The sequence below is a fragment of the Chelatococcus reniformis genome, assembly GCF_014640075.1.
Taxonomy (GTDB): domain Bacteria; phylum Pseudomonadota; class Alphaproteobacteria; order Rhizobiales; family Beijerinckiaceae; genus Camelimonas; species Camelimonas reniformis.
Genome location: NZ_BMGG01000004.1, coordinates 503,685 through 527,842 on the forward strand (window position 1 = coordinate 503,685; position 24,158 = coordinate 527,842).

20 protein-coding genes and 1 riboswitch are annotated in these 24,158 nt (G+C 68.7%); of the genes, 6 read left to right on the forward strand and 14 right to left on the reverse strand.

The genetic code is table 11. The features are described from left to right. Positions 1-26 precede the first annotated feature (26 nt). Both IEW34_RS13320 and IEW34_RS13325 read right to left on the reverse strand, forming a co-directional pair. Complete coding sequence (locus tag IEW34_RS13320; RefSeq protein WP_188609665.1) at positions 27-905, reverse strand: SGNH/GDSL hydrolase family protein; 879 nt, start codon at positions 903-905, stop codon at positions 27-29. Beyond that, positions 806-1,960, reverse strand: coding sequence for an OpgC family protein (locus IEW34_RS13325; RefSeq protein WP_188609666.1), 1,155 nt, complete (start codon positions 1,958-1,960; stop codon positions 806-808). The genes IEW34_RS13320 and IEW34_RS13325 overlap by 100 nt, the downstream gene beginning before the upstream one ends. 471 nt (positions 1,961-2,431) lie before the next feature. Between IEW34_RS13325 and IEW34_RS13330 the strand changes: the two genes are divergently transcribed. From IEW34_RS13330 to metH, 4 genes are all read left to right on the forward strand, one after another. Next, positions 2,432-3,322, forward strand: a complete 891-nt coding sequence (locus IEW34_RS13330) for a DMT family transporter (protein WP_188609667.1) — start codon at positions 2,432-2,434, stop codon at positions 3,320-3,322. Between the two features lie 205 nt (positions 3,323-3,527). Next, positions 3,528-4,535: an ArsR/SmtB family transcription factor gene (locus IEW34_RS13335; RefSeq protein WP_188609668.1), complete on the forward strand. Its 1,008-nt coding sequence runs from the start codon at positions 3,528-3,530 to the stop codon at positions 4,533-4,535. Then, complete coding sequence (gene metF / locus IEW34_RS13340) at positions 4,535-5,455, forward strand: methylenetetrahydrofolate reductase [NAD(P)H] (RefSeq protein WP_188609669.1); 921 nt, start codon at positions 4,535-4,537, stop codon at positions 5,453-5,455. The genes IEW34_RS13335 and metF overlap by 1 nt, the downstream gene beginning before the upstream one ends. A 91-nt stretch (positions 5,456-5,546) precedes the next feature. Beyond that, positions 5,547-9,305 (forward strand): methionine synthase, encoded by a 3,759-nt coding sequence (gene metH, locus IEW34_RS13345; protein WP_188609670.1) that lies wholly within the window; start codon positions 5,547-5,549, stop codon positions 9,303-9,305. Positions 9,306-9,327: 22 nt separating this feature from the next. Here metH and IEW34_RS13350 read toward each other — a convergent pair whose 3' ends face one another. Next, on the reverse strand, positions 9,328-9,711 hold the full coding sequence (locus tag IEW34_RS13350; protein WP_210324502.1) for a septal ring lytic transglycosylase RlpA family protein: 384 nt from the start codon (positions 9,709-9,711) through the stop codon (positions 9,328-9,330). A 599-nt stretch (positions 9,712-10,310) separates the two neighbouring features. On the opposite strand from IEW34_RS13350, the gene IEW34_RS13355 reads away from it, so the two are divergent. Continuing rightward, positions 10,311-11,528, forward strand: a complete 1,218-nt coding sequence (locus IEW34_RS13355; RefSeq protein WP_188609671.1) for an ABC transporter substrate-binding protein — start codon at positions 10,311-10,313, stop codon at positions 11,526-11,528. 13 nt (positions 11,529-11,541) lie between these two features. After that, positions 11,542-13,023 (forward strand): adenylate/guanylate cyclase domain-containing protein, encoded by a 1,482-nt coding sequence (locus tag IEW34_RS13360; protein ID WP_244641958.1) that lies wholly within the window; start codon positions 11,542-11,544, stop codon positions 13,021-13,023. Here IEW34_RS13360 and IEW34_RS13365 read toward each other — a convergent pair. The 11 genes from IEW34_RS13365 to IEW34_RS13415 all read right to left on the reverse strand — a co-directional run bounded on the left by IEW34_RS13365 (position 13,001) and on the right by IEW34_RS13415 (position 24,138). Beyond that, positions 13,001-13,615 carry a thiamine phosphate synthase gene (locus tag IEW34_RS13365; protein WP_188609672.1) on the reverse strand — a complete coding sequence of 205 codons (615 nt, stop codon included), beginning with the start codon at positions 13,613-13,615 and terminating at the stop codon, positions 13,001-13,003. The two genes, IEW34_RS13360 and IEW34_RS13365, sit on opposite strands and share 23 nt — an antisense overlap. Further along, positions 13,599-14,384 (reverse strand): thiazole synthase, encoded by a 786-nt coding sequence (locus IEW34_RS13370; protein ID WP_188609673.1) that lies wholly within the window; start codon positions 14,382-14,384, stop codon positions 13,599-13,601. The genes IEW34_RS13365 and IEW34_RS13370 overlap by 17 nt, the downstream gene beginning before the upstream one ends. 23 nt (positions 14,385-14,407) lie before the next feature. Next, entirely contained in the window at positions 14,408-14,605 is a 198-nt protein-coding gene (gene thiS, locus IEW34_RS13375) for a sulfur carrier protein ThiS (protein WP_188609674.1), read from the reverse strand. Continuing rightward, complete coding sequence (locus IEW34_RS13380) at positions 14,602-15,672, reverse strand: FAD-dependent oxidoreductase (protein ID WP_188609675.1); 1,071 nt, start codon at positions 15,670-15,672, stop codon at positions 14,602-14,604. The genes thiS and IEW34_RS13380 overlap by 4 nt, the downstream gene beginning before the upstream one ends. Further along, positions 15,660-15,769, reverse strand: a riboswitch (TPP riboswitch). (Overlaps the previous gene by 13 nt.) A gap of 47 nt (positions 15,770-15,816) precedes the next feature. Beyond that, positions 15,817-16,860 (reverse strand): branched-chain amino acid ABC transporter permease, encoded by a 1,044-nt coding sequence (locus IEW34_RS13385; protein WP_188609794.1) that lies wholly within the window; start codon positions 16,858-16,860, stop codon positions 15,817-15,819. Positions 16,861-16,901: 41 nt separating this feature from the next. Next, positions 16,902-17,927, reverse strand: coding sequence for a branched-chain amino acid ABC transporter permease (locus IEW34_RS13390; protein WP_188609676.1), 1,026 nt, complete (start codon positions 17,925-17,927; stop codon positions 16,902-16,904). Further along, positions 17,924-18,691 carry an ABC transporter ATP-binding protein gene (locus IEW34_RS13395; protein ID WP_210324496.1) on the reverse strand — a complete coding sequence of 256 codons (768 nt, stop codon included), beginning with the start codon at positions 18,689-18,691 and terminating at the stop codon, positions 17,924-17,926. The genes IEW34_RS13390 and IEW34_RS13395 overlap by 4 nt, the downstream gene beginning before the upstream one ends. Then, positions 18,684-19,460 carry an ABC transporter ATP-binding protein gene (locus tag IEW34_RS13400; protein WP_188609677.1) on the reverse strand — a complete coding sequence of 259 codons (777 nt, stop codon included), beginning with the start codon at positions 19,458-19,460 and terminating at the stop codon, positions 18,684-18,686. The genes IEW34_RS13395 and IEW34_RS13400 overlap by 8 nt, the downstream gene beginning before the upstream one ends. Positions 19,461-19,469: 9 nt before the next feature. Beyond that, positions 19,470-20,663, reverse strand: coding sequence for a substrate-binding domain-containing protein (locus tag IEW34_RS13405; protein ID WP_188609678.1), 1,194 nt, complete (start codon positions 20,661-20,663; stop codon positions 19,470-19,472). Between the two features lie 318 nt (positions 20,664-20,981). Continuing rightward, positions 20,982-23,015, reverse strand: coding sequence for an OmpA family protein (locus IEW34_RS13410; protein ID WP_188609679.1), 2,034 nt, complete (start codon positions 23,013-23,015; stop codon positions 20,982-20,984). A 352-nt stretch (positions 23,016-23,367) separates the two neighbouring features. Then, a complete protein-coding gene (locus IEW34_RS13415) occupies positions 23,368-24,138 on the reverse strand; it encodes an N-acetylmuramoyl-L-alanine amidase (RefSeq protein ID WP_188609796.1) in 771 nt (256 codons plus the stop codon). Between the last annotated feature and the right edge of the window lie 20 nt (positions 24,139-24,158).

Below are 24,158 nucleotides of genomic sequence, written 5' to 3' on the forward strand. Positions count from 1 at the left end.
CGGCGTCCACTTCGCTCGAAAACGCTCTAGATGGCGCCGGAGGCGTGGATCTGACTGAACGAGGCCTTGACGATCTCGTCGGCGAGGATCCGCGCCATGCAGGCGTGGCCCCGATCACTCATGTGGAAACCGTCGCCGGACAGCATGGCCTTGAGGGTCTCGGATGACTCCTCGCCCCATTCCTTCATGAGCGCATAGCGTCCGAACACGCAGGCTCGCTTCTTCATTCCCGCGTCCCTGACGATCTGCACGAAGCGCTCGTAGCGGGCCTTGCGGCGCAGCGAGGGAAAAAACTGCTGGTCGAGCAGGATCAGATCCGCGCCGGCCGCCGTCGTGGCGGCGATGCCGCGCTCGACCAGCGAGCGAAAATCATCCTCGCGCACGTCCGAAAGGGCATCGTTGGTTCCGACCTGCCAGATCACCAGATCCGGCTTCGTCTGGGCCACCTCACGCTCGAGGCGGGCGATGGTTTGCGTGGCCGTCTCGCCGCCGACGCCCGAGACGGTGACCTTGACGTCGACGTTGGGCAGCCGGCGCTCGATCTCCGCTTCCAGCCGCGCCGGGTAGGCGGCCGCCGGCGACGACGTGCCGGTGCCGGCAGTGGTCGAGGAACCGATGGCCAGGATGGAAAGCTTGCCGCCGGCAGCGAGTCGCTCGCCGGTGCCCGTCAGATCGCCGGTCGTGGCCAGCGCCGGCCGCGCCGCGATGCACTCCGGCGCCGCCAGCTTCGGCGACGTCGCCCTGGGCGGCGCGATATCGGGCGCTGTCAGTGCAGGCAGGGGTGGCGGGGCGGAGACGGCCGGGGTCAGCCCTTGCTCGTTGGCCCATGCCGAGGCGCCGGCCACACAGATGAGGGCCGCCGCGGCGAAGACCGCCGATCGGACGATGACGATGCTGCCGACCATTCCAGGATGCTCGCGACGACTATTAGCCCCAGAATTCCCGTAAGCACGAATATCACACCGACCACCGGGGAGTCATCGGAAATGGCAAGCAGGATCTGTCCAAGTGCGCTGGCCAGGGAGCCGGCGGCGAACACGCCCAGGCCATTGCGGCCGAGCAGCATGAGCTTGTCCGCGCCCGGCAGCCGCAGCAGCGCGTTGCCGAGCCGCAACTGCGACACCAGGTAGGCGAGCGCGAGGAAATGGACGAGGCGGGTGAGTCCGAGGTCGGTCTTCGTCAGGTCGAGGTAGTGACGGGCCGCGTCGTAGAGACCGGGCGACTGGCCGAGGGCGTCGGTCACCAGGGCGAAGCTTGCCCAGACGACTGCCAGCGAGCCGATGAACAGCGTGCGCGCATACGGCAGCGGGCGGCTGCGCCACTCGATGCCGCAGACCAGGCCGATGGTGAAGATCAACTGCCAGGAGAAGGGATCGAAGAACCATCGTCCTTGGATCGGCCAGGTCGGCAGGGCGAAATCGAACCAGCGCGAAGCCAGATAGAGCAGGGCCGAGACCGCGAGCGCCAGCAGAGTATGGATGCGGGCGGCCAGCAGCAGCACCGGTGCCATCAACATCAGCGCCACGTAAAGGGGCAGGATGTTGAAATAGCCGAGCTGGTGGCTCATCAGAGCCAGGCCGACGAGGGCGCGCATCGGCTCCATGAAGCTGATGTCGCGGCCGTGATCGACCACCAGCGAGGGGATGCGGGTGGCGAGGAACGCCTGGCCGAACAGCACCAGGGCGGCGAGCGTGATGAGGACATGCACGCCGTAGAGCTTGACCGCCCGCTGCACGCATCGCCGCACGGCGCCCAGCAGGTCGCCGGCGACGACCTTCGGAAAATAGGCGTAGGACACTGCCAGACCGGACACGAAGACGAACGCCTCGGCCGAATCGGAAAAACCGTAGTTGCGCAGCGTCAGGTGTTCGAGCGGATTGCCGGGGATGTGATTGATGAAGATCATGACGAGGACGAGGCCCCGCCACAGATCGATGGTCTCAATGCGTTGACCCGGCATGCGATTCCTCGCAACAGGCAGCGCCCCCACCCCTAGTCAATCGTCCTAGGGGAACGCCAGCCGTTGTGCAATGCCAGACATTGGGTCGGGGATGGTTAGGCAATCGTAAACGCAAGCATTGTCAGTTAGTTCGGCCGGATTGCCGCACATCCGGTCGGCTATGCGCCGGATGCATGTGGGAGGGACGGCGCGCGGACAATGTGTGCGATGCACAATCGTCAGGTTTCTGCTCTACAGTGCCCGGGCGGTCTGCCCAGCGCCAGAGCATCGATCTGAACGGACGCGTGCCGTGCGCCGGGTCTGCGGCCCGGCGGAGCTGCAATTCCATCGCTTCGGCGCTCAGCGAGAGGCGCCGCGGCTTCCGGTTCTCACCGGCGCGCCTTCAATCTCGTGTGATTTCGGATCCGAAGAGGCGTTGCGCGCGCCGCAGCAGCCACGACGTCGGATCCGCTCTTGTGGCTGGCGAGACCGATGAGTTCCCGGGATTTTCTACTGTTCGTGGCCATCTGCGTGGCGTGGGCCTTCAGCACGGTGGTCAGCAAGATCGTGGTATCCGACCTCCAGGTCCCGCCGCTGTTCTACGCCACCATCCGCTTCGTCCTGGTCGGCCTGATCTGCCTGCCGTGGCTGTGGCCAATGCCCAAGCCCTGGTGGCGCACGATCGCTGTCGCGCTGTGCATGGGAGCCGGCAGCTTCGGCCTGGTGTTCAAGGGGCTCGAGACGGCCACTCCGTCGGCGACAGCCATCGTCACCCAGCTTGGCGTGCCGATGACGACCATCCTCTCTGTCCTCGTGTTGGGCGAGCGGATCGGCTGGCGCCGTCGCTTCGGCATCGTGCTCGCCTTCCTCGGCACCATTCTGGTGATGTGGGATCCGCAGGGCGTTTCGGCCTCCGTCGGGCTCATCTATGTGGCGGCGTCGGCGCTGGCGGCCTCGATCGGCGCCATCATGATGAAGCAGATGCACGGGGTGCGGCCCCTGCAGTTCCAGGCCTGGGTCGGCGTCGCCAGCCTGGTCCCCATGGCGCTGACCTCGGCTCTGCTGGAGCAGGGGCAGGTCGAACGGGCGATCGCCGGCGGCTGGCTGTTCGTGTTCGCCGTGCTGTTCGCGGCCATCGTCGTCTCGGTCTTCGCCCATACCGCTTACTACGGGCTGATCCACCGCTATGAGGCCAACCTCGTTGCGCCCCTCACGCTGATGACGCCGTTGATCACCATCGCTCTCGGCATCGTCATCACCGGCGACCGGCTCGACCTGCGCACGGTCACGGGCACGGGCATCGCGCTCCTCGGTGTGCTGATCATCGCCGTACGTCGAAATCGCATGCTGCCGCTCACGCATCTGTTGCGCGAGCGACAGTAGGGTTTGGGTCGAGACGCGCGCCGACCCGTCCGTTCCGCGCCGCCGCCGTGGCGCTTCCATCATATTGAGCATGAATGACTTTCGACTGCGCCGGGTGGATCGCCGGGGGCGGCGCGGCCAACATCTGCCCTGCGAATTCGCTTGCCCCGGCGCCAAATATGACATAAAGATATCTTTATATCGTTACATGGGAGTGTCTGAGCCGATGAAGCCGCCGTCCCCCACCCGGTTCGAGCCCCTGCTCGAGGCGCTCAAGGCGGCCGGCGAGGAGACGCGTCTGCGCATCCTGGCGCTCCTCGCCGTCGGTGAGTTCAACGTCTCAGATCTCACCGAAACGCTTGGCCAGTCGCAGCCTCGCATATCCCGCCACCTCAAGCTGCTCGCCGAGGCGGGCCTGGTGGAGCGCCACCGCGAGGGAGCCTGGGTATTCTTTCGGCTGGCCGACGGGGCGGGGGCCCCGCAGGTGCTGCGGACCGTCCTCGCATCGCTCGACCGGCGTGATCCGTTGCTGGCCAGCGATCAAGAACGGCTGACACAGGTGCGGGAGGAACGCTCGCGGGCAGCGGAGCGCTTCTTCGCCCAGCTGGCGCCGGATTGGGACCGCCTGCGGTCGCTGCATGTGCCGGAGGCAGCTGTCGAGGCCGCCATCCTGGAGGTCGTCGGGGCCCGGCCGGTGCGTGCGCTGCTCGACCTCGGCACCGGCACCGGGCGCATGCTGCAGCTGCTGGCGCCGCTGGCGGATCGGGCGGTCGGGGTGGATGCCAGTCCCGCCATGCTCGCCGTGGCGCGGGCCAAGCTGGAGGCGGCGGGTCTGGCGCGCATCGAGCTGCGCCAGGGCGACATCCACGCGCTGCCGGTCGAGCGGGGCGTCTTCGATCTCGTCGTGTTGCATCAGGTGCTGCATTTCCTCGACGATCCGGCCCGCGCGCTGCGCGAGGCGGCGGCGGCGCTGGCCCCGGGCGGACGCCTCCTGGTGGTCGATTTTGCGCCGCACGAGCACGAATTCCTGCGCGAACGGCATCAGCATCGCCGGCTCGGCTTCGGCCATGAGCAGCTGGAGGCCTGGTTCGACGAGGCCGGGCTCGACCTCAGGGCCCAGCGGGACCTGGCCACGGGCGACAAGGCGCATCTGACGGTAACCTTATCGCTCGGGCGCGACCGGCGCCTCATCGGGGACTGGCCGTTGAAAGCGGAACAATCGGAGGTGGCGTGATGACGAGCAATGGCTTTCGGCCGAGCCGCGATGGCGCGCGGCTGCCGCGTGTCTCGTTCGAGTTCTTTCCGCCCAAGTCGCCGGCCATGGAGGAGACGCTGTGGGCCTCCGTCCGCCGCCTGGAGCCGCTCACGCCGCATTTCGTCTCGGTGACCTACGGCGCCGGCGGCTCGACCCGCGAGCGCACTCACGCCACGGTCAAGCGCCTGGTGGAGGAGACGAGCCTGAAGCCTGCGGCGCACCTGACTTGCGTCTCGGCGACCTGCGCGGAAGTCGACGAGGTGGTGCGCGACTATTGGGCGGCCGGCGTGCGCCACATCGTGGCGCTGCGGGGCGATGCGCCCGAGGGCGTGGGGGCGGCCTATCGGCCGCACCCGCACGGCTATCAGTCGTCACCCGATCTGGTGGTGGCGATCAAGGCGATCGGCGATTTCGAGGTCACCGTCTCGGCCTATCCGGAAAAGCATCCCGAGAGCTGCAGCATCGACGCCGACATCGACATGTTGAGGCGCAAGGTGGATGCCGGCGCGACCCGCGCGGTGACCCAGTTCTTCTTCGACAACGACGTCTACTTCCGCTTCGTCGACCGGGCCCGCGCCCGCGGCATCGCCATTCCGATCGTGCCGGGCCTCCTCCCGGTGCAGAACTTCAAGCAGGCGGCTAGCTTCGCCGCGCGAGCCGGCGCCTCGGTGCCCGGCTGGCTCGCCCACAGGTTCGAGGGGCTCGACGACGACGTCGAGACCCGCCGGCTGATCGCCTCGGCGGTCGCCGCCGAACAGGCCTTCGACCTGGTCGACAGGGGCGTCACCGATCTCCATTTCTACACGATGAACCGGGCCGACCTCGTTTATGCGGTCTGCCATCTGCTCGGCCTCAGGGCACCGCGCGGCGCCGGGGCGCAGGCGCAAGCAGCGGAGTAGGGCGTACGGCCGGGTTCGCCCCGGCTATGTTTCCGCTGCGATCGCCCAACCTGACTAAGCCCGACAACCTGCGGCACACGGGACTGACACCATGACGGATCTTCCGGACATCACGGCCGCCGACGGCAACGAGGTACGGTCGGCGCTCACGGCGGCGGCCCGCCAGCGCATCCTGGTGCTCGACGGCGCCATGGGCACGATGATCCAGGGCCTAAAGCTCGGCGAGCAGGACTTCCGCCGCGGCCGCTTCGAGGACCATTCCAAGGACCTGCGCGGCAACAACGACCTGCTGATCCTGACCCAGCCGGACGCGATCCGCGACATCCACCTGCAATACTTCCTGGCCGGCGCCGACATCGTCGAGACCAACACGTTCTCCGGCACCTCGATTGCCCAGGCGGATTATGGGCTGGAGCCGATCGTCTACGAGCTCAATCGGGAGGGCGCGCGCCTGGCACGGGAGGCGGCCGAGCTCGCCCGCCGGCAGGACGGCCGGCGCCGCTTTGTCGCCGGCGCGATCGGGCCGACCAACCGGACGTTGTCGATCTCGCCCGACGTCAACAATCCCGGGTTCCGCGCCGTCACCTTCGACGAGGTGCGCGAGGCCTATGCCGAGCAGGTGCGCGGCCTGATCGACGGCGGGTCCGAGATCATCCTGATCGAAACCATCTTCGATACGCTCAATGCCAAGGCGGCGGTGGTGGCGGCGCAGGCGGTGTTCGCCGAGCGCGGCGTCGAACTGCCGATCATGATCTCCGGCACCATCACCGACCTCTCCGGCCGCACCCTGTCGGGCCAGACGCCGACCGCCTTCTGGCATTCCCTGCGCCACGCGCGGCCGTTCTCCATCGGCCTCAACTGCGCGCTCGGCGCGCGCGAGATGCGCGCCCACATCCAGGAGATCGCCAAGGCGGCCGACACCTTCGTCTGCGCCTATCCCAATGCCGGGCTGCCCAACGAATTCGGCCTCTACGACGAGAGCCCGGAGGCGATGGGCGAGCTGGTCGGCGAATTCGCCGCGGCGGGACTGGTCAACGTCGCCGGGGGCTGCTGCGGCACCACGCCGGACCATATCCGCGCCATCGCCGAGGCGGTGGCCGGCAAGGCGCCGCGCGTCCCGCCGGAGGTCGCGCCTCTGCTGCGGCTGTCTGGGCTGGAGCCGTTCACGCTCACGGCGGACATCCCGTTCGTCAACATCGGCGAGCGCACCAACGTCACCGGATCGGCCAAGTTCCGCAAGCTGATCACCGCGGGCGACTTCGCGGCGGCGCTCGACGTGGCGCGCGACCAGGTGGCGAACGGCGCCCAGGTCATCGACATCAACATGGACGAGGGCCTGCTCGACTCCAAGAAGGCGATGGTCGACTTCCTCAACCTCGTCGCCGCCGAGCCCGACATCGCCCGCGTGCCGGTCATGGTCGACAGCTCCAAGTTCGAGGTCATCGAGGCGGGCCTCAAGTGCCTGCAGGGCAAGGGTATCGTCAACTCGATCTCGCTCAAGGAGGGCGAGGCCAAGTTCCTGGCCGAGGCGCGCATCGTGCGGGCCTACGGCGCTGCGGTCGTGGTCATGGCCTTCGACGAGACGGGTCAGGCGGACACCCAGGCGCGCAAGGTCGAGATCTGCACCCGCGCCTACAAGCTCTTGACCGAGAAGCTCGATTTCCCGCCCGAGGACATCATCTTCGATCCCAACATCTTCGCGGTGGCGACCGGCATCGAGGAGCACGACAATTACGGCGTCGACTTCATCGAGGCGACGCGCGAGATCCGCAGCACCCTGCCGCACGCCCACGTCTCGGGCGGCGTGTCCAACTTCTCGTTCTCCTTCCGTGGCAACGAGCCGGTGCGCGAGGCGATGCACGCGGTGTTCCTCTACCACACCATCAAGGCCGGCATGGACATGGGCATCGTCAATGCCGGCCAGCTCGCGCTCTACGACGAGATCGATCCGGCGCTGCGCGAGGCCTGCGAGGACGTGGTGCTGAACCGGCGCGAGGACGGCACCGAGCGGCTGATGGAAGCGGCCGAGAGGTTCAAGGGCGGGGCAGGCAAGCAGGCGCGCGAGGCGGATCTCACCTGGCGCAGCTGGCCGGTGGAGAAGCGGCTCGAGCATGCGCTCGTCAACGGCATCACCGAATATATCGAGGCCGACACCGAAGCGGCGCGCCTCACCGTGGAGCGGCCGCTGCACGTCATCGAGGGGCCGCTGATGGCCGGCATGAGCGTCGTCGGCGACCTCTTCGGCTCCGGCAAGATGTTCCTGCCGCAGGTGGTCAAGTCCGCCCGGGTGATGAAGCAGGCCGTCGCTTACCTCATGCCCTTCATGGAGGCCGAGAAGCAGGCCGGCGGCGGCGGTGGCGGCCGGCAGGCGGCCGGCAAGGTGCTGATGGCAACCGTGAAGGGCGATGTGCACGACATCGGCAAGAACATCGTCGGCGTCGTGCTGGCCTGCAACAACTACGACGTCATCGATCTCGGCGTCATGGTGCCGGCGCACAAGATCCTGGAGACGGCGCGCCAGGAGAAGGTCGATATCATCGGCCTCTCCGGGCTGATCACGCCGTCGCTCGACGAGATGGTCAACGTCGCGAGCGAGATGGAGCGCGAGGGCTTCGCCATCCCGCTGCTGATCGGCGGCGCCACCACCAGCCGCGTGCACACGGCGGTGAAGATCCATCCCAACTACTCCAAGGGCCAGACCGTCTACGTCACCGACGCCAGCCGCGCCGTCGGCGTCGTGTCGAGCCTGCTCTCCCAGGAGCAGGTCGGCCCCTACGTGGACGGGCTCAAGGCGGAATATGCCAAGGTGGCGAGCGCGCACGCCCGGGCTGAGGCCGACAAGCAGCGGCTGCCGCTCGCCAAGGCGCGAACCAACGCCTTCAAGATCGATTGGGATGGCTATGCGCCGCCCAAGCCGAGCTTCCTCGGCACCCGCGTATTCGGCAGCTACGACGTGGCCGAGCTCGTGCGCTACATCGACTGGACGCCGTTCTTCCAGACCTGGGAGCTCAAGGGCCGGTTCCCGGCGCTGCTGGAGGACGAGAGGCAGGGCGCGGTCGCCCGCCAGCTCTACGACGACGCGCAGGCGATGCTGAAGCAGATCATCGACGGCCGCTGGTTCAACCCCAAGGCGGTGATCGGCTTCTGGCCGGCCAACGCGGTCGGCGACGACGTCCGGCTGTTCACCGGCGAGAGCCGCGGCGAGGATCTCGCTACCTTCTTCACCCTGCGCCAACAACTCAGCAAGCGCGACGGCCGGCCGAACCTGGCGCTGGCCGACTTCGTCGCGCCGCTCGAGACGGGTAAGGCCGACTATGTCGGCGGCTTCGTCGTCACCGCCGGCGCCCAGGAGGACCGCATCTCCAAGCGCTTTGCCGGTGCCAACGACGACTATGCCTCGATCATGGTCAAGGCGCTGGCCGACCGCATCGCCGAGGCCTTTGCGGAGCGTATGCACCAACGCGTGCGCCAGGAGTTCTGGGGCTATGCGGCCGACGAGGCGATCTCCAACGACGAACTGATCGACGAGACCTACCGTGGCATCCGGCCGGCGCCCGGCTATCCCGCCCAGCCCGACCATACGGAGAAGGCGACGCTGTTCGGGCTGCTGGGCGCCGAGCCGCGCATCGGTGTCAGGCTCACCGAGAGTTACGCCATGTGGCCCGGCTCGACCGTCGCGGGACTCTACCTCGCCCATCCGGACGCACATTACTTCGGCGTCGCCAAGGTGGAGCGCGACCAGGTGGAGGACTACGCCCGCCGCAAGGGCATGGCGATTGCCGAGGTGGAGCGGTGGCTGGGCCCGGTGCTCAACTACGACCCGTCCGCCTACGCGCAGGAAGCGGCGTAGGCGGCGGGCGCGAAGCTCGGCTTCAGTTGGCCGCGGCGCGGGTCAGGGGCACCAGCGAGACCGGAGCGGTGCCGCCCATGCCGAGGGCGCGGGCGGAGCCACTCGAGAGATCGATGATGCGGCCGTGCCCGAAGGGGCCGCGGTCGTTGATGCGCACGACGACGGAGCGCCCACTGCGCTCGTTGGTCACCCGCACGCGCGTGCCGAAGGGCAGGGTGCGGTGCGCGGCGGTCATGGCGCCGGCGTTGAAGCGTTCGCCGCTGGCCGTGCGGCGGCCGTGGAAGCCCGGGCCGTAGTAGCTGGCCATGCCGCGTTGGCCGCCCTGGAGGCGGCCCTGTCTGTGGTCTGCAAGAGCCGCAGACGCGGCGGTCCCGGTGATGAACAAAGTGGCGAACGCAAGCGCCATCCCTCGGTGGGTCAACTAACCATCCCTCGTTGTTGCGGAAGGCGCGCATGAATAGGCCGGACATGGCGAGAATATGTCGTCGGCCGAGCTCACGCTAACGCCATCGTGCCGAAATATCTTCCGCGCACCACGAATCGTTCGGTTGACTGGAGCGTAGTGCCGAAAGACTTACCGGAAATTTAATCGGGAGGGCGGCCCAGATTTACGCAAGGTCACTCAGGATGCCGCCGGCGTTGCCATAATCCGAGCCAACGATCCGAGCGCTGACCCTGGCTCAACCATAGGCCGATGGTCCGCGCCTCTTGCCATGCCTCCCCTCGACGAGGTGCCGGCCCGCATGCCATCGGGATTTGCTCCAAGCCATTGAATCTAAAATGCTTCGCTCCGATCGGGCGGCTTCATCCGATCGGAATGCGCCAAGCGAAGGGTGTGCCGGCGGCCGTCACGCCGGCGGCTCCCGGGATGGGGCTGACGACCCACGCGGCGCAGCTACGATTGACACGATTCATCCGATATATTACCAAACGGTCATAACAAATCCGGCTGATCGGAAAAGCGACGAGGCCTCCGCTCCGCGGGGTGCCGCGGGGGGAAACCAGATGTCTTTGCTAAAGCTGGCGGCCTCGGCCGCCGTGGCCTGCCTGTTCGCCGCCTCAGTCCACGCCCAGAGCACCGGCCCTGCGATCTCGGACAAGGTCGTCAAGATCGGTGTGCTCAACGATCAGGCGGGTCCCAGTGCCGACGTGACCGGCATCGGCTCGCTGCACGCGGCGCGGCTGGCCGTCGAGGATTTCGGTCCCACGGTGCGCGGCGCCAAAATCGAGCTCGTGGTGGGTGACCACCAGAACAAGGCCGATATCGGCGCGGGTATCGCGCGGCGCTGGTACGAGACCGAACAGGTCGACATGATCACCGATATCGGCAACTCGGCCGTATCCCTCGCGGTCCAGGCGCTCGCTCGCGAGCAGAAGAAGATCATCATGCACGTGGGCTCGGCGACCGACCGGATCTACGGCGCCGACTGCTCGCCCACCGGCTTCCTGTGGCTCTACGACACCTATGCGATCGCTCGTGCCGTGGCGAAGGCCAACATCGCGCTCGGCGGCGACACCTGGTACATCCTAGCGGCCGACTATGCTTTCGGCCATTCCATGGAAGGCCAGCTGAAGAGCGTCGTCCAGGCTTCCGGAGGCAAGGTGCTCGGCTCCGCCCGCCATCCGCTCTACGGCGCCGATTTCTCGTCGTTCGTCCTGCAGGCCCAGACATCCCGGGCGAAGATCGTGGCCCTCGCCAACGCCGGCCCGGATACGATCAACGTCATCAAGCAGGGCGCCGAGTTCGGCCTGACCAAGGGTGGCCAGAAGCTCGCGGCGACGACGTTCTACATCACCAATGTGCACGGCCTGGGGCTGGAGACCGCGCAGGGGCTGCGCGTCGTCACGGGTTTCTACTGGGACCGCAACGATGCCACCCGCGCCTTCACCGAACGGTTCAAGAAGCTCTCCGGCGGTCGCGTGCCGACCCAGGTTCACGCCGGCGTCTATAGCGCCGTGCTGGCCTACCTGCGGGCCATCGACGCAGCCGGAACGGATGACGGCCCCAAGGTATCGCAGCAGCTCAAGGCGGCCCCCGTCGACGACATGTTCGCCGAAGGGGCCAAGGTCCGCTCCGACGGGCGACTGATGAACGATTTGTTCCTGGCCGAGGTCAAGGCGCCTGCCGAGAGCAGAGGCCCCTGGGACTACTACAAGATCGAGTTCCGGGTGCCGGCGGCCGAGATCATCCGGCCGCTCGGTGAGGGAGGCTGCGCGCTGTAGCTTCTGGCCCCGCGTGACACATCCTGTTCACGATCCGGCGGCGGCGCTCGACAAGCAGGGCTGCGCGGTGTCACATCGGCCCGTGTTCGGACGCAATACACGGGCGCGGGCCACCACGACCAGGGCACGTCGCAACGTCGGATTCTGGTTGCCGCGCCCCAGGGGCCGCCTGCGCGCCAGCGTGAGGGCTGCAGAGGTCGATGGACTCTCCTTCGCCTTCCGCGCGCGGACGGCGGGCATCCTCGTCGTGTCCCTGTGGCTCATGGCCATCGTGCCATGGCCGCGCGACGCCTATTACGCGGCAATCGCTGTCGCCTTCTTCATCCTCGGCTACATTCCGTATCGCCTGCGGCGCCACCGGCGGGTGGAGTGGATCAAGCTCGGCTTCATCGTGCTCGATGTGGCGCTGGTCACGGCCGCCATCCTGGTGCCGCCGCCGGTCGGGCTCGGCGGCGACTGGCCGGTGCAGACGCGGCTGCGCGGGCAGGAGTTCCTGTACCTGCTGCTCCTCCTCGCCGAGGCGGCGCTCACCTTCTCGCCGCTCCTTGTGCTCTGGACCGGTGCCGTTATCGCCGCGATCTGGTCGGTCGGTGTCCGCGTCCTCTATGAGCTGCCCACCACAATCCGCTACCAGGATGCGGCTGCGAATGGCCCGGTGGCCTCCTCGGACGTGCTGCGTCTGTATTTTGAGCCGACCTTCGTCGGCCTGACGCAATGGTGGACGCAACTCGTCGCGACGGGCCTGTTCACGGCAATTCTGGCGGTCGCCGTCTGGCGCAGCCGACAGCTCCTGCTGGCCCAGGTGGAGGCCGAGGTGGTGCGCGCGGATCTTGCCCGCTACGTGTCGCCGGATGTGGCGGATGCGCTCGCCGCCCGGGCGCCGCACGGCTTCGGCGAGCCGGCGACGCGTCCCGTGGCGGTGCTCTTCGCCGACATCGTCGGCTTCACCGGGCTGACGGAGCGCTTCTCGCCGGAGCAGACCTTCGCGCTGCTGCGCTCGTTCCAGGAGCGCTGCAGCCAGGTGGTCTTCGCGCACGGCGGCACCCTCGACAAATACCTGGGCGATGGCTTCATGGCGACCTTCGGCGGCCTGGACGAGCGTCCCGCAGCGCCGGCCAGCGCGCTCGCCTGCGCCTTCGCGCTCCGCGAGGAGGTCGCGCGCTGGAGCGCCAAGCGCGTTGCCCGCGGCGCCCAGCCCGTGGTGCTGTCGGTCGGCGTGCACTGCGGTCCGGTGATGATCGGCAATCTGGGCGCCGACCGGCGGATCGAGTTCACCGTGGTCGGCGACGTGGTCAACGTCGCCAGCCGCCTCGAGGGGGCCACACGGGAGCTCGGCGCGACGATCGCGGCGTCCGACGCGTGCGTCCAGGCCGCGCAAGATCCGGCTGACCGCTTCGATGAGGTCGTCGAATGGCAACTGCGCGGGCGCCAACAGCCGATCCGCGTCCATCTGGCGCGGCGCAACCCGACGCTCAGCGCGGCTCGCTCTGCGTGAAGGCGAGCCAGTCGCGCACGCGCGCATCCGGGTCGGGGTTCTGCGTCACGTCGCTGACGACGGCGATCGAATCGGCGCCGGCGGCAAAGACGCCGGGCGCACGCTCCAGCGTTATGCCGCCGATGGCGACGAGCGGCATGGGGCCCACCTGCCGCTTCCACTGCCCGATCCGGTCGAGGCCCTGCGGGCCGAAGCGCATGACCTTGAGCGTGGTGGGATAGATCGGCCCCAGCGCGACATAGTCGGGCCTGGCCGCGAGGGCAGCCTCCAGCTCGGCTTCGTCGTGGGTGGACAGCCCGAGCGTCAGGCCTGCCTTGCGGATCGCAGGGACGTCGGCGACCGCGAGATCCTCCTGGCCCAGATGCACGTGCCGGGCGCCCGCATCGATCGCCGCCTCCCAATGGTCGTTGACGATGAGCTCGGTCGCCGTGCCGGCCGTCGCCGCCAGCGCGGCCCCGACGAGCGCTGCGGCTTCGGCGCGGTCGAGGTCCTTGGCCCGCAGTTGCACGGTGCGCACGCCGGCGCGCGCCAGGCGCTGGACCCAGGCTACCGTGTCGACGATCGGATAGAAGCGGTCAGGATGTTGCGGCATGCCAGAACGGGGTTCCCACGACGGGGGTGGAAGGGGAGGCGAAGTCGCGCGGCGCCATCAGCCCGGCTTCGTAGGCCGTGCGCCCGGCTTCGGCCGCAAGCCGGAAGGCCTCGGCCATGGCGACCGGGTCCCCCGCCTTGGCGATGGCGGTGTTGAGCAGGACGGCGTCATAGCCGAGCTCGAGGGCGTGCGCGGCATGGGAGGGGGCGCCGAGACCGGCGTCGATCACCATCGGCACGTCGGGAAAGCGGGCCCGCAGCAGCGCCAGGGGCGCCGGGTTGACGATGCCCTTGGCGCTGCCGATCGGCGCGGCCCACGGCATCACCACCTCGCAGCCGGCGTCGATCAGCCGGCCCGCAACGGTGAGGTCCTCGGTGCAATAGGGAAAGACGTTGAAGCCCTCCCGGGTCAGGAGCGCGGCCGCCTCCACCAAGCCGACCACGTCGGGCTGCAGCGTCTCGTCGTCGCCGATCACCTCCAGCTTGATCCAGGGCGTGCCGAACAGCTCGCGCGCCAGCTCGGCCGTCGTGACCGCCTCGCGCACTGTGCGGCAGCCGGCCGTGTTGGGCAGCACGCGCGCGCCGGTGTCGCGGATCAGTGACCAGAAGGCGTCACCGGCCTTGCCGCCGGCAGCCTCCCGCCGCAGCGACACCGTCACGATCGCCGCGCCCGACGCTTTGATCGCCTGCTGCATGATTGTGGGCGAGGGATAGAGCGCCGTGCCGATGAGCAGGCGTGAGGCGACCTCCTGGCCGTAGAATGTGAGCATCGTGGCTTCCTGCCTGATGTAAGCTAGCCGCCCTGCCGCGGCGAGACGATCTCGACGGCGTCGCCATCCTTGAGCACCGGCTCGTCCCAACGGCCGCGCGGCAGCACGGTGTAGTTGACGGCGACGGCGACGAACTCGGTCTCGTAGTCGAGTTCGCCAAGCAGCCTGCGCACCGTGGCGGACCGCGCCTCGCGCCGTTCGCCGTTGACCGTCAGCATCATGACAATACCTCCTCAGGCGCACGCCGATGTGCGGGGGCGCCGGCGTGGATCACCTCGTCGTCTTGCTGCCCGTCGACGACGAAGGCGGCGGTGAGCTCGGCTAACGCGGGGGCCAGCAGGAAGCCGTGACGGTAGAGGCCGTTGACGCGCAGGATGCGGCCCTCGACCGTGACCCGCGGCGCATGGTCGGGGAAGGCCGGGCGCAGGCCGGCGCCGATCTCGACGATGCGCGCCTCGCCGAAGGCCGGGTGCAGGGCATAGGCTGCCGTCATCAGCTCCAGCGCGGAGCGGACGCTGACGCGGTCGTCCTCGCTCTCGATGGATGTCGCGCCGATGAGGAAGCGGCCGTCCTCGCGCGGAATGACATAGAGCGGCCATCGCGGGTGCAGCAGCCGCACCGGGCGCGTGAACGTCACATCCCGGCTCTCGACGATGACGACCTCGCCCTTGACGCCGCGCAGCTCGGGCAGGGCATCCTGCGCCGCCAGGCCGCGGCAGTCGATGACGGTGCCGGGCAGCTCGTGCGGCGCGACCTCCTCGCCGAAGCGCAGGACGACACCGAGCTCGGCGAGCCGCCGGTAGAGCATGGGCAGCACGCGGCGCGGCTCCACATGCCCCTCCGCGGCGTAGAACAGCCCGTCGCGGAAACGGCCCGCGAGCGCCGGCTCCAGCGCCGCGACACCGGCCGCGTCGAGGCGGGCATGGCCGGGCGTCAGGCGGGCGAAGCGCTCGAAGTCCGCCCGGTCGCGCGTATGCGCGACCACCAGTGAGCCTTCGAACCGCGTGCCGGGCAGCGCGTCGCGCCACAGCGCCAGTGAGCGGTGCCCAAGGCGCGCCACGAGCGGCTCGGAGACCTCCGCCTCGCAGTCCGGCGCCAGCATGCCGCCGGCCCAATAGCTGGTGGCGCCGACGAGGTCGCCGCTATGGCGCTCGTAGAGCGTGACGGGGCATCCCGCTTGCGCGAAGGCGAGCGCCTGCCACGTGCCGGCGACACTGGCGCCGACGATGCTGATCGCCTCCGGCGTCGGCCTCTTGCTGTTGTCTGAATAGGTCTTGGATGGCGCCATCCCGTCCCTCCGCCGATACGAATCGGATCAGGTTCAAAGGATTCGGCATCGCCTGCCGTCTCAGCCCCCGCTGGTGAGGGCACTCCTCGGATGGCAATTACATAAGCCGGCGCAGGGGGTGGCGCAACTGGGCGGGATCCGAGACTACCGCCCCCGCAGGCGGCCGACGATGCCCGAGGGGAAGAAGTAGACGCTCAGGATGAAGAGCACGCCGAGCCAGAGCAGCCAGCGGTCCGGGTGGAAGAGCTGCGGCAGCACGGGCAGCCCGGCGGTGGCGGCGCTGAACGCGCCCATCAGTGATTGCAGATAGCTCTCCGCGAGCAGGAACAGGGTGGCGCCGATCACCGCGCCGTAGAGCGTGCCCATGCCGCCGATCACCACGATCAGCAGGATGTCCAGCATGATGTCGAAGCTGAGCGTGGTACCCGGGCCGGTGTAGCGTAGCCACACGGCGCAGAGCACGCCGGCGAGCGTCGCCATGGCGGCGGCGATGCAATTGATCACCACCCGGTAGACGACGGTGCGGTAGCCGATCGCCTCGGCCCGGAAGTCGTTCTCGCGGATCGCTTGCAGCACGCTGCCGAACGGTGAATTGACGACGCGCAGCATGGTCACGAACAGCAGCACCATGCTGGCGTAGACCAGGTAGTAGGCAGCCAGCCGGCCGTTGATCTGGACGCCGAACAGGGTGCCGTCCATGAGCCGCGTGCCGGGGCGCAGCAGCTCGGGCACGCGGAAGGTGCGCCCGTCCTCGCCGCCCGTGAGCCAGCCGAGCTGGGAGGCGAGGATGGCGAAGGCGCTCGCCACCGCGAGCGTGATCATGGCGAAGAAGATGGCGCGCACGCGCAGCGAGAACAGCCCGATCAGCAGCGCCAGCAGCACCGAGACGACGAGCGCGGCGAGCGTGCCGATGGCGAGCGAGGTCCAGTCGGGCGCCAGCGCGTAGAGACTGATGGCAGCGCCGTAGCCGCCGATGCCGAAGAACATCGTGTGCGCGAACGAGACGATGCCAGTGTAGCCGAGCAGAAGGTCGAAGCTCGCCGCCAGCACGATGAAGTAGCAGATCTTGGCGGCGACGTTGAGCGACTGCGAGCCCGGGAAGACGAAGGGCGCGAGCGCCAGGCCGGCAAAGATCAGGACGAGGACGGCGCTGAGCAGGCGGCTCCTCGGCGCCGATGAGCGCGCCATGGCGGCGCCCTTGGCCGGAGCTGCGGCGGGGGCGGGGGCCGTCATGCGCGCTTCGCGACCGGAAAGAGCCCCTGCGCGCGCCAGAGCAGGATGGCCACCATGAGAATGATGTTGGAGCCGAGCGCCAGCTTGGGGGCGAGGAAGCTCATGTAGTTGGCGGTGAGCGCGACGAGCAGCGCGCCGATGAAGCAGCCGCCCACCGAGCCGAGGCCGCCGATGATGACGACGATGAAGATCATCACCATCACCTCAAGACCCATGCCCGGGGTCAGCGTCTCGCGGTAGAAGCCCCACATCACCCCGCCGAGGCCGGCGAGCATCGAGCCGGTGACGAACACGCCGACGAACAGGCGGCGGATGCGGTAGCCCAGCGCCTCGACCATCTCGCGGTTCTCCACGCCGGCGCGGATCAGGAGGCCGAGCTTGGTGCGGGTCAGCACCAGCTGCATGGCGACGAAGATCATGAGGCCGAGGACGACGGCGGTGAGCCGGTACTTCTCGATGGCGACGTCGCCGAAGAAGAAGGCGCCGCGCAATGCCTGGGGCACGGCGAGCGGGATCTGCACCGGGCCCCACAGCACGATGACGAGCTGCTGGATGACGATGAGGCCGCCCATGGTGACCAGGATCTGCTTCAGGTGCTGGCCGTAGACCGGCATGACGATGAGGCGCTCGAAGGCGTAGCCGACCAGCCCGGTGACGGCCATGGCGACCAGGATGATGGCGATGAGCGCCACGGCATTGACGGCGAGCTGGTCGGACGCAAGCCAGCCGGCGAGCGGCACCGCCGCGATGAGGCCGGCGTAGGCGCCGACGGTGATGAAGGCGCCGTGACCGAAGTTGAGCACGTCCATCAGGCCGAACACCAGGGTGAGCCCGGATGCCATGATGAAGATCATCATGCCCATGGCCAGCGCTGCGATGGTCAGCGTCGTCCAGGTGGCGGTCGAGCCGACCAGCGGCAAGGCCGCCAGCGCGAGCAGAGGGACCAGCACCAGGGGCGCCCAGTCGACCTTGCGGGCCGGCAGCGCCGCGGGTGCCGGCTCGTTGGCTTTGGCAACGTTCATTGATGCATGTCCAGGCTGAGGCCCAGCAGCCGCTGCTGCAGGCTCCGGTCTTCGGCGAGCTCGGCCATGGCGCCCGCGTGCACGATGCGCCCGTCCTCCATCACCGCGACGTTGTCGCCCAGCGCCCTGGCGACCAGGAAGTTCTGCTCCACCAGCAGGATGGTCGTGTCGGTCGCCTTCAGCTCGCGGAACGCGGCCACCATGTTGGCGATGATCGCCGGTGCCAGTCCCTTCGTCGGCTCGTCGACGAGGATGAGCTGGCGCGGCTCGATGATGGCGCGGGCGATGGAGAGCATCTGCTTCTGCCCGCCCGAGAGCGTGCCGGCGGGCAGCTGCCAGAAGCGCTCGATCGCCGGAAACAGGCCGAAGAGCCAGCGCAGGCGGTCCGCGTCCATGGCGCCCTGGCGGGCCGCCAGGACGAGGTTCTCGCGCACCGTCAGGTCGCTGAAGATGCCCATCGTCTCCGGCACGTAGGCGATGCCGGCGCGGGCGATGTCGGATGTGGGCAGGGCGGCGATGGGCCGGCCGTCGAAGTCGATGCGGCCGGCGGACGCCCGCCACAGGCCCATGATGGTGCGCAGTGCCGTCGTCTTGCCCGCGCCGTTGCGGCCGAGCAGCACCGTGAGCCCGCCGCGGGGTACCGCCAGGTCCACGCCGTGCAGGATGTGGTAGGGGCCGATGTGAGTGTGCACGCCCGCGAGCGCGAGCAGCGGGGCGCAGATGGCGCCGGCCGCGGCGGCCGATCCGGACGCGGCCTCAGGCATGCTCGATCGCCCCGCCGAGATAGGCCTCCTGCACGATCGGCGAGGCGATGACCTCCGCCGGCTCGCCGTCGGCGACCAGCGCGCCGTTGTGCAGCACGATGATGCGGTCGGCGAGCTGGCGCACCACGTCCATCTTGTGCTCGACCAGCAGCACGGTCTTGTCCGTCGTCTCCTTGATGCGCCGGATCAGGTCGAGGATGGTCGGCACCTCGTCGACGCTCATGCCGGCGGTCGGCTCGTCGAACATGAAGACGTCGGGCTCGAGCGCTGCGAGCATCGCCACCTCGAGCTTGCGCTGGTCGCCGTGCGGCAGCGCGCCGGCGAGGTCGTCGCGGCGCCCGGCCAGCGACATGCGCGCCAGGACGGCGTCGGCTTCGTCCACCAGGTCGGTCCGCCGCGCGGCGCGGCTCAGCAGATCCATGCCGGCGCCGCGGCGGCTCTGCACGACGAGGCGGATGTTCTCGCGCACGGTCAGGCCGGGGAACAGGTTGGTGAGCTGGAAGGCACGGCCGAGGCCGCGCCTCGTGCGCGCCGCCGCCGTCAGGCCGGTCACGTCCTCGCCCCTCACCAGGACTTGGCCATCGGTCGGCCGCAACTGGCCGGAGATCAGATTGAAATAGGTGGTCTTGCCCGCTCCGTTCGGGCCGACGATGGCCGTCAGCGTTCCCGGGTGGAAGGCGCAATTCACCGCGTCGACGGCGACGTGGCCGCCGAACCGGATGGTGAGGTCGCGCGTTTCAAGCGCCGGCGGCGACGGAGCAGGAGCCACGCGCGGGCGTCAGCGCTTGTTGCGGATCGGCACCGGCAGCTCGGCGGCCGGGATCTCCCGCACGAGGTCGAGCAGGTCCCATTCCGATTTGCCGTCCGCCTTGACGCGGAAGGCGTACATCGCCTGCATGGCCTGATGATCCTCCTTGCGGAAGGTCATCTTGCCTTTGGGCGTGTCGAACTCCATGCCTTCCATCGCCGCAATGAGCTTCTCCGTGTCGGTCGAACCGGCCTTCTTGACCGCCGCGACGAGCGCGGCCGCGGCCGCCATGCCGCCGGCGGTGAAGAAGTCGGGCGGCATGTTGAAGCGCTTGGTGTGCTCGGCCACCAGCCAGTCGTTCATCGCGTTCTTGGGGAAGCCGTAATAGTAATAGACGGCCCCCTCGATGCCCGGAAACGGCTTGTAGGTCTTCATGACCGGCAGGATGTTGCCGCCGGGCGCGAGCTCGATCTTGAAGCGCTCGGGCTTGAGATCCATGATCTTGGTGAACGGGCTCGGCCCCGCCCAGATGATGACGAGGATCCGCCGGCCGGGCTTGTCCTTGAGGGCCTCGAAGATGCGCTCCGCCGATGCGGTGAAGTCGGTGGCGTTCTGCGGCGCAAACTCCTCGAAGACGACCTTGCCCTTGCTCTTGGTGGCCTCGAGCGCCGCCTTGACGGCGGCGACACCGTCGCGGCCGAAAGCGTAGTCCTGGGCGAGCGTCGCGATCGACGCCTCGCCGCCGCCGAGTGCCACCGCCGCGGCCAGCGCGTCCTGGGTGGAGTTGCGGGCCGTGCGGAAGATATAGCGGTTCCATCTGTCGCCGGTGATCGCGTCGGCGACGGCCGGCTCGACGATCAGCACCTTCTTGGCGTCCTCTGCCACCGGGAGCATGGCGAGGGCGGCGCCCGACGACGAGGTCCCCACGGCCAGATCGACATCGTCGTCGATGTAGGCCTGCTCCAGCATCGACTTGGCGAGGTCGGGCTTGCCCTGGTCGTCCTTGGCGATCACCACGATCTTGCGGCCGTTCACCGTCATGGTGCCACCAGTCAGGTATTCGAGGCCGAGGTTGAACCCGGCTTCGGTCTGCTTGGCGTAGGCCTCGAGCGGTCCGGTCTTGCTGGAGATCAGCGCCACCTTGAGGTCCTGGGCAGCGGCCGGGGCGGAAGGCCAGAGCCCCGCCGCGGCGAGGATCAGACCGACGGTTGCGATGGACTTCATGTGCTCCCCCTAGACCCGCCTCTTCGTCGATTGCTAGCCGTGGCCGTCGAAGTTGTCGACGCGTCTGCCGGCCGATCGGACACGGGTGCCCGACTGCGGCGGCGGCAAGTGACGCCGCAGATGCCGGCCGATCGCCAAAGGTCTAGACATAAGTGGCTGATATATATCAGATTCATAAGGTCGTGCAGGGGGCTCCGGCATCGGCCTTGCGCCGCTTAGGCATTTAGTCGAACCCCGATGCCGCTCGTCATGGCCCGCCGTCGCTGCAATGACGAATAGCCGGGCCGCGCACGGCCCGGCCGGAGCCGTGCGCGATTGTCAGCGGGCGGCGATGACGTAGTCGATGCGCCGGTTGCGGGCGCGCCCCTCGGGCGTGTCGTTGCTGGCGACCGGCCGGGTCGCACCGAAGCCTCGGGTGATAAAGCTCGCAGCGCTCACCCCTTCCTTGACCAGGATGTCGCGGACGGCGTTGGCGCGCTCCAGCGACAGCGGCTCGTTGATCGCCTCCGAGCCCTGGTTGTCGGTGTGACCCTGGATCTCGATCCGGAAGCTGGGTGGCAGCTTCTTGAAGAAGCTGGCGGCCTTGACGAGCACCTTCCGTTCGTTTGCCGGCACCTCGGCGCTGCCGGTGGCGAACTCGATCGACAGCAGCGACAGCGTCTTGGTCAGATCGTCGACGTTGGGGTTGTCAGGCGACATGCTGTCGAGCGCGCTCATGACCGTGTCGCTGTCGAGCTCGGCGCCGGGTCCGGTGTCCTTGGCGCCGCCAGCCGCGCTCCCGGCCGCCGGGGTCTCCGCCGCCTTCGTGCCGTCGGGCAGTGTGATCGACAGGCCGGCGAGGCCGCTCGCGAGCTTCGACGGGTCGACGCCCTGCGGCAGCGCGTCGAGCTTGAGATTGGGGCCGTTCAGATTGAAGGCGAAATCGCCCTTCCCGGCGCTCTTGGACAAGCCGGGCAGCTTGCGGAACCAGCCGAGCCACTGGGCGGATCCGACCTTCGGGTCGACGGCGATGGTGCCGCTCAGGTTGTCTTTGCCGAAGGCGGCGCCGAGCGCCGCGAGGATGCCGGCGCGGGTGCCGCTGTCCGACACCGTGCCGGAATAGGTGACCTTGCCGGTCTCGTCCCGACGCAGGTTGAGCGTGGGCTGCGTGGCGGGGGCGGTCGGTGCGGCGGCGGGCACCGCGGGTGCTCCGCTTCCCCCCGTCGGCGCGGCGCCCGGCGCACCTGCGGTGGTGGCGGCGGCCGGCGTCGGCGCGGCCTTGGTGCCGTCGGGCAGCGTGATCGACGGGCCGCCGACCAGTCCGCCGAGACCAGCCATCAGCTTGGACGCGTCCAGGCCCTGCGGCAGGGTGCCGAGCTTCAGGTCGGGCCCGTTCAGGTTGAACGCGAAGTTGCCCTTGCCGCTGCCCTTGAACAAATCGAAGAGCTTACCGAGCCAGTTGAGCCAGGGCGCCGGGCCGAGCTTGGCATCGACGTTGAGACTGCCGCTCACGTTGTCCTTGCCAAAGGCGGTTTCGAGGGCGGCCTGGATGCCGCCACGCGTGCTGGCGTCCGCTACAGCACCGGAGTAGGTGACCTTGCCGGCCTCGTCCCGGCGCAGGTCGAGCGTCGGCTGCGTCGACGCCGCGGCGGTCCCCGTTGCGGGGGTGCCGGTGCCTGCCGTCGTCGGGGCGCCGGCCGTGGGGGGCGCTGTCGTGGCGGGGGACGGAGACGCGGAGGTCGCCGGAGCGCCGCTTCCCGCCGCGGGGGCGCCGTGCGAGCCGCCGGCCGTGGCGGGGGCCGCCGGCTTGGCGCCGCCGTCGGCGCTCGGTGCCGTCGTGGTCGCCGGCGGCTGGGCGATGGTGCCCGGCTTGCTCAGCTGGTAGGCCAGCCACCAGAGGGCGGCGATGACGGCGGCGAGGATGACGCCGCGCAGCGCCCAGCTCCCGACCACGTCCCGCGTGCTCAGGCGAGGGCCGCCCGCGATCGTCGGCGCCAGTGCGAGGACCGACGCCGGCAGCGCGGCCGGCAGCGTGCCGCCCGGCGACAGCTGGCCGATCACGCGCGGGATGGTTTCGCCGAGCGCGGCCGCCGTGCGGTCGGCGGACAGGTGCAGCCGGCCGGCGATCGCCTCCACGACGGAGGTGCCGAACAGCCGCCGGCTCTGCTCGCCGCTGAGCGCGGGGGCATCGGCATGGCCGAGCCACTCGGAGGCCGAGCCGATGAGGCCGAGGGTGCGGGCCCGATCGAGCAGGCCGCGCGCGCCGTCGACCTGCGATGTCAGCAGACGGATCGCTTCGCCGATCAGCTTGTTCGACTGTTCCGGGGTGAGCCCGATGTTGCGTGCAAGTGTGTCGACAATTTTCTCGAACATCGGTTGCCCCCTCAACACGTCGGCTCGTTGCGCTAGAGCGCTGCGCGATCAGGTGGAATCACCCGATCGCTGAGAAGCGCTCCAGATTCAAAAGACGATGAGCATTTCTCTGCCAGTGGATGGACTCATCCAATGGCAAAATGCTCGAGCGCTCGACATGGCACGACACTGTGACAGAGCTATTGCCGAGGCAAGCCTGAGCGGACAATCTTCTTGTTGGTTATTTGGCGATGCCGCCCTTCGCATCGGTCTAGAGCATTTCCGCGTTTATTCGAATCGCCGAAATGATCTATCTATTTGATTTGTCGCGTTTTCTTCACGCGAACCGGCGTCCACTTCGCTCGAAAACGCTCTAGGCTAGCAGCGGCCCCGGCCGGGAGCCGATCAGGTCGTGCAGGGTGCTGATCGTCGAGGCATCGGCGATGCCGTCTACCCGCTCGGGGCGGAAATGGCGCTGGAATGCCGTCACCACCGCCTCGGTGCGCCGATCGTAGACGCCGGTGATGTCGATCCCGTATCCATACAGCGCCAGCATCGCTTGCAGCGCCTCGATCGGAGCGCCGCTTTCGCCGGGGCTGAAGAACCGCCCGCTGCGGATCGGGGCGGGGGCGGCCCAATGGCCGACGCCCGCCTCGGCCAGACGCCGCCACGGGAACAACTCGCCGGGATCGTCCTTGCGCTCGGGTGCCACGTCCGAATGGCCGAGCACCAGGTCGGCGCGGATGCCGCGCCGCTGCACGATGTCCTGGCAGAGCCGGACCACCGCCGCGATCTGCGCCTCGGGGAATGGCGGCAGCCCGCCGGCGTGGCCCGGGTTGGCGATCTCGATGCCGATCGAGGCGGAGTTGATGTCGGTCTCTCCGGCCCATTGCGCGAGCCCCGCATGCCAGGCGCGGCGGGCCTCCGGCACGAGCTGCAGCACATGGCCGTTCTCGAACACGAAATAGTGAGACGATACCTTGGAAGCGGCGTTGCAGAGCCGCTGCAAGGCCTCCGCCGCCTGCGCCATGCCGGTGTAGTGCAGGATGAGCAGGCGCGGCGGCTGCCCGCCGGCCCGCTCGCCGTGGTTGGGCGAGGGGAAAACCTTGGCCGCGGCAGGGCTATCGGGAACCAGCTTCGTCATAGTCATGCCGGCGCGCGCCG

Bases quoted from the DNA above. Each gene is read 5' to 3' on its own strand.
- metF (WP_188609669.1), top strand. From the start codon at position 4,535: ATGACGAGCAATGGCTTTCGGCCGAGCCGCGATGGCGCGCGGCTGCCG.
- IEW34_RS13380 (WP_188609675.1), bottom strand. From the start codon at position 15,672: ATGGCGCCATCCAAGACCTATTCAGACAACAGCAAGAGGCCGACGCCG.
- IEW34_RS13410 (WP_188609679.1), bottom strand. From the start codon at position 23,015: ATGTTCGAGAAAATTGTCGACACACTTGCACGCAACATCGGGCTCACC.
- IEW34_RS13415 (WP_188609796.1), bottom strand. From the start codon at position 24,138: ATGACGAAGCTGGTTCCCGATAGCCCTGCCGCGGCCAAGGTTTTCCCC.
- IEW34_RS13365 (WP_188609672.1), bottom strand. From the start codon at position 13,615: ATGCCGCAACATCCTGACCGCTTCTATCCGATCGTCGACACGGTAGCC.
- IEW34_RS13320 (WP_188609665.1), bottom strand. From the start codon at position 905: ATGGTCGGCAGCATCGTCATCGTCCGATCGGCGGTCTTCGCCGCGGCG.
- IEW34_RS13335 (WP_188609668.1), top strand. From the start codon at position 3,528: ATGAAGCCGCCGTCCCCCACCCGGTTCGAGCCCCTGCTCGAGGCGCTC.
- IEW34_RS13355 (WP_188609671.1), top strand. From the start codon at position 10,311: ATGTCTTTGCTAAAGCTGGCGGCCTCGGCCGCCGTGGCCTGCCTGTTC.
- IEW34_RS13350 (WP_210324502.1), bottom strand. From the start codon at position 9,711: ATGGCGCTTGCGTTCGCCACTTTGTTCATCACCGGGACCGCCGCGTCT.
- IEW34_RS13370 (WP_188609673.1), bottom strand. From the start codon at position 14,384: ATGCTCACATTCTACGGCCAGGAGGTCGCCTCACGCCTGCTCATCGGC.
- IEW34_RS13330 (WP_188609667.1), top strand. From the start codon at position 2,432: ATGAGTTCCCGGGATTTTCTACTGTTCGTGGCCATCTGCGTGGCGTGG.
- IEW34_RS13395 (WP_210324496.1), bottom strand. From the start codon at position 18,691: ATGCCTGAGGCCGCGTCCGGATCGGCCGCCGCGGCCGGCGCCATCTGC.
- metH (WP_188609670.1), top strand. From the start codon at position 5,547: ATGACGGATCTTCCGGACATCACGGCCGCCGACGGCAACGAGGTACGG.
- IEW34_RS13325 (WP_188609666.1), bottom strand. From the start codon at position 1,960: ATGCCGGGTCAACGCATTGAGACCATCGATCTGTGGCGGGGCCTCGTC.
- IEW34_RS13405 (WP_188609678.1), bottom strand. From the start codon at position 20,663: ATGAAGTCCATCGCAACCGTCGGTCTGATCCTCGCCGCGGCGGGGCTC.
- IEW34_RS13385 (WP_188609794.1), bottom strand. From the start codon at position 16,860: ATGGCGCGCTCATCGGCGCCGAGGAGCCGCCTGCTCAGCGCCGTCCTC.
- IEW34_RS13390 (WP_188609676.1), bottom strand. From the start codon at position 17,927: ATGAACGTTGCCAAAGCCAACGAGCCGGCACCCGCGGCGCTGCCGGCC.
- thiS (WP_188609674.1), bottom strand. From the start codon at position 14,605: ATGATGCTGACGGTCAACGGCGAACGGCGCGAGGCGCGGTCCGCCACG.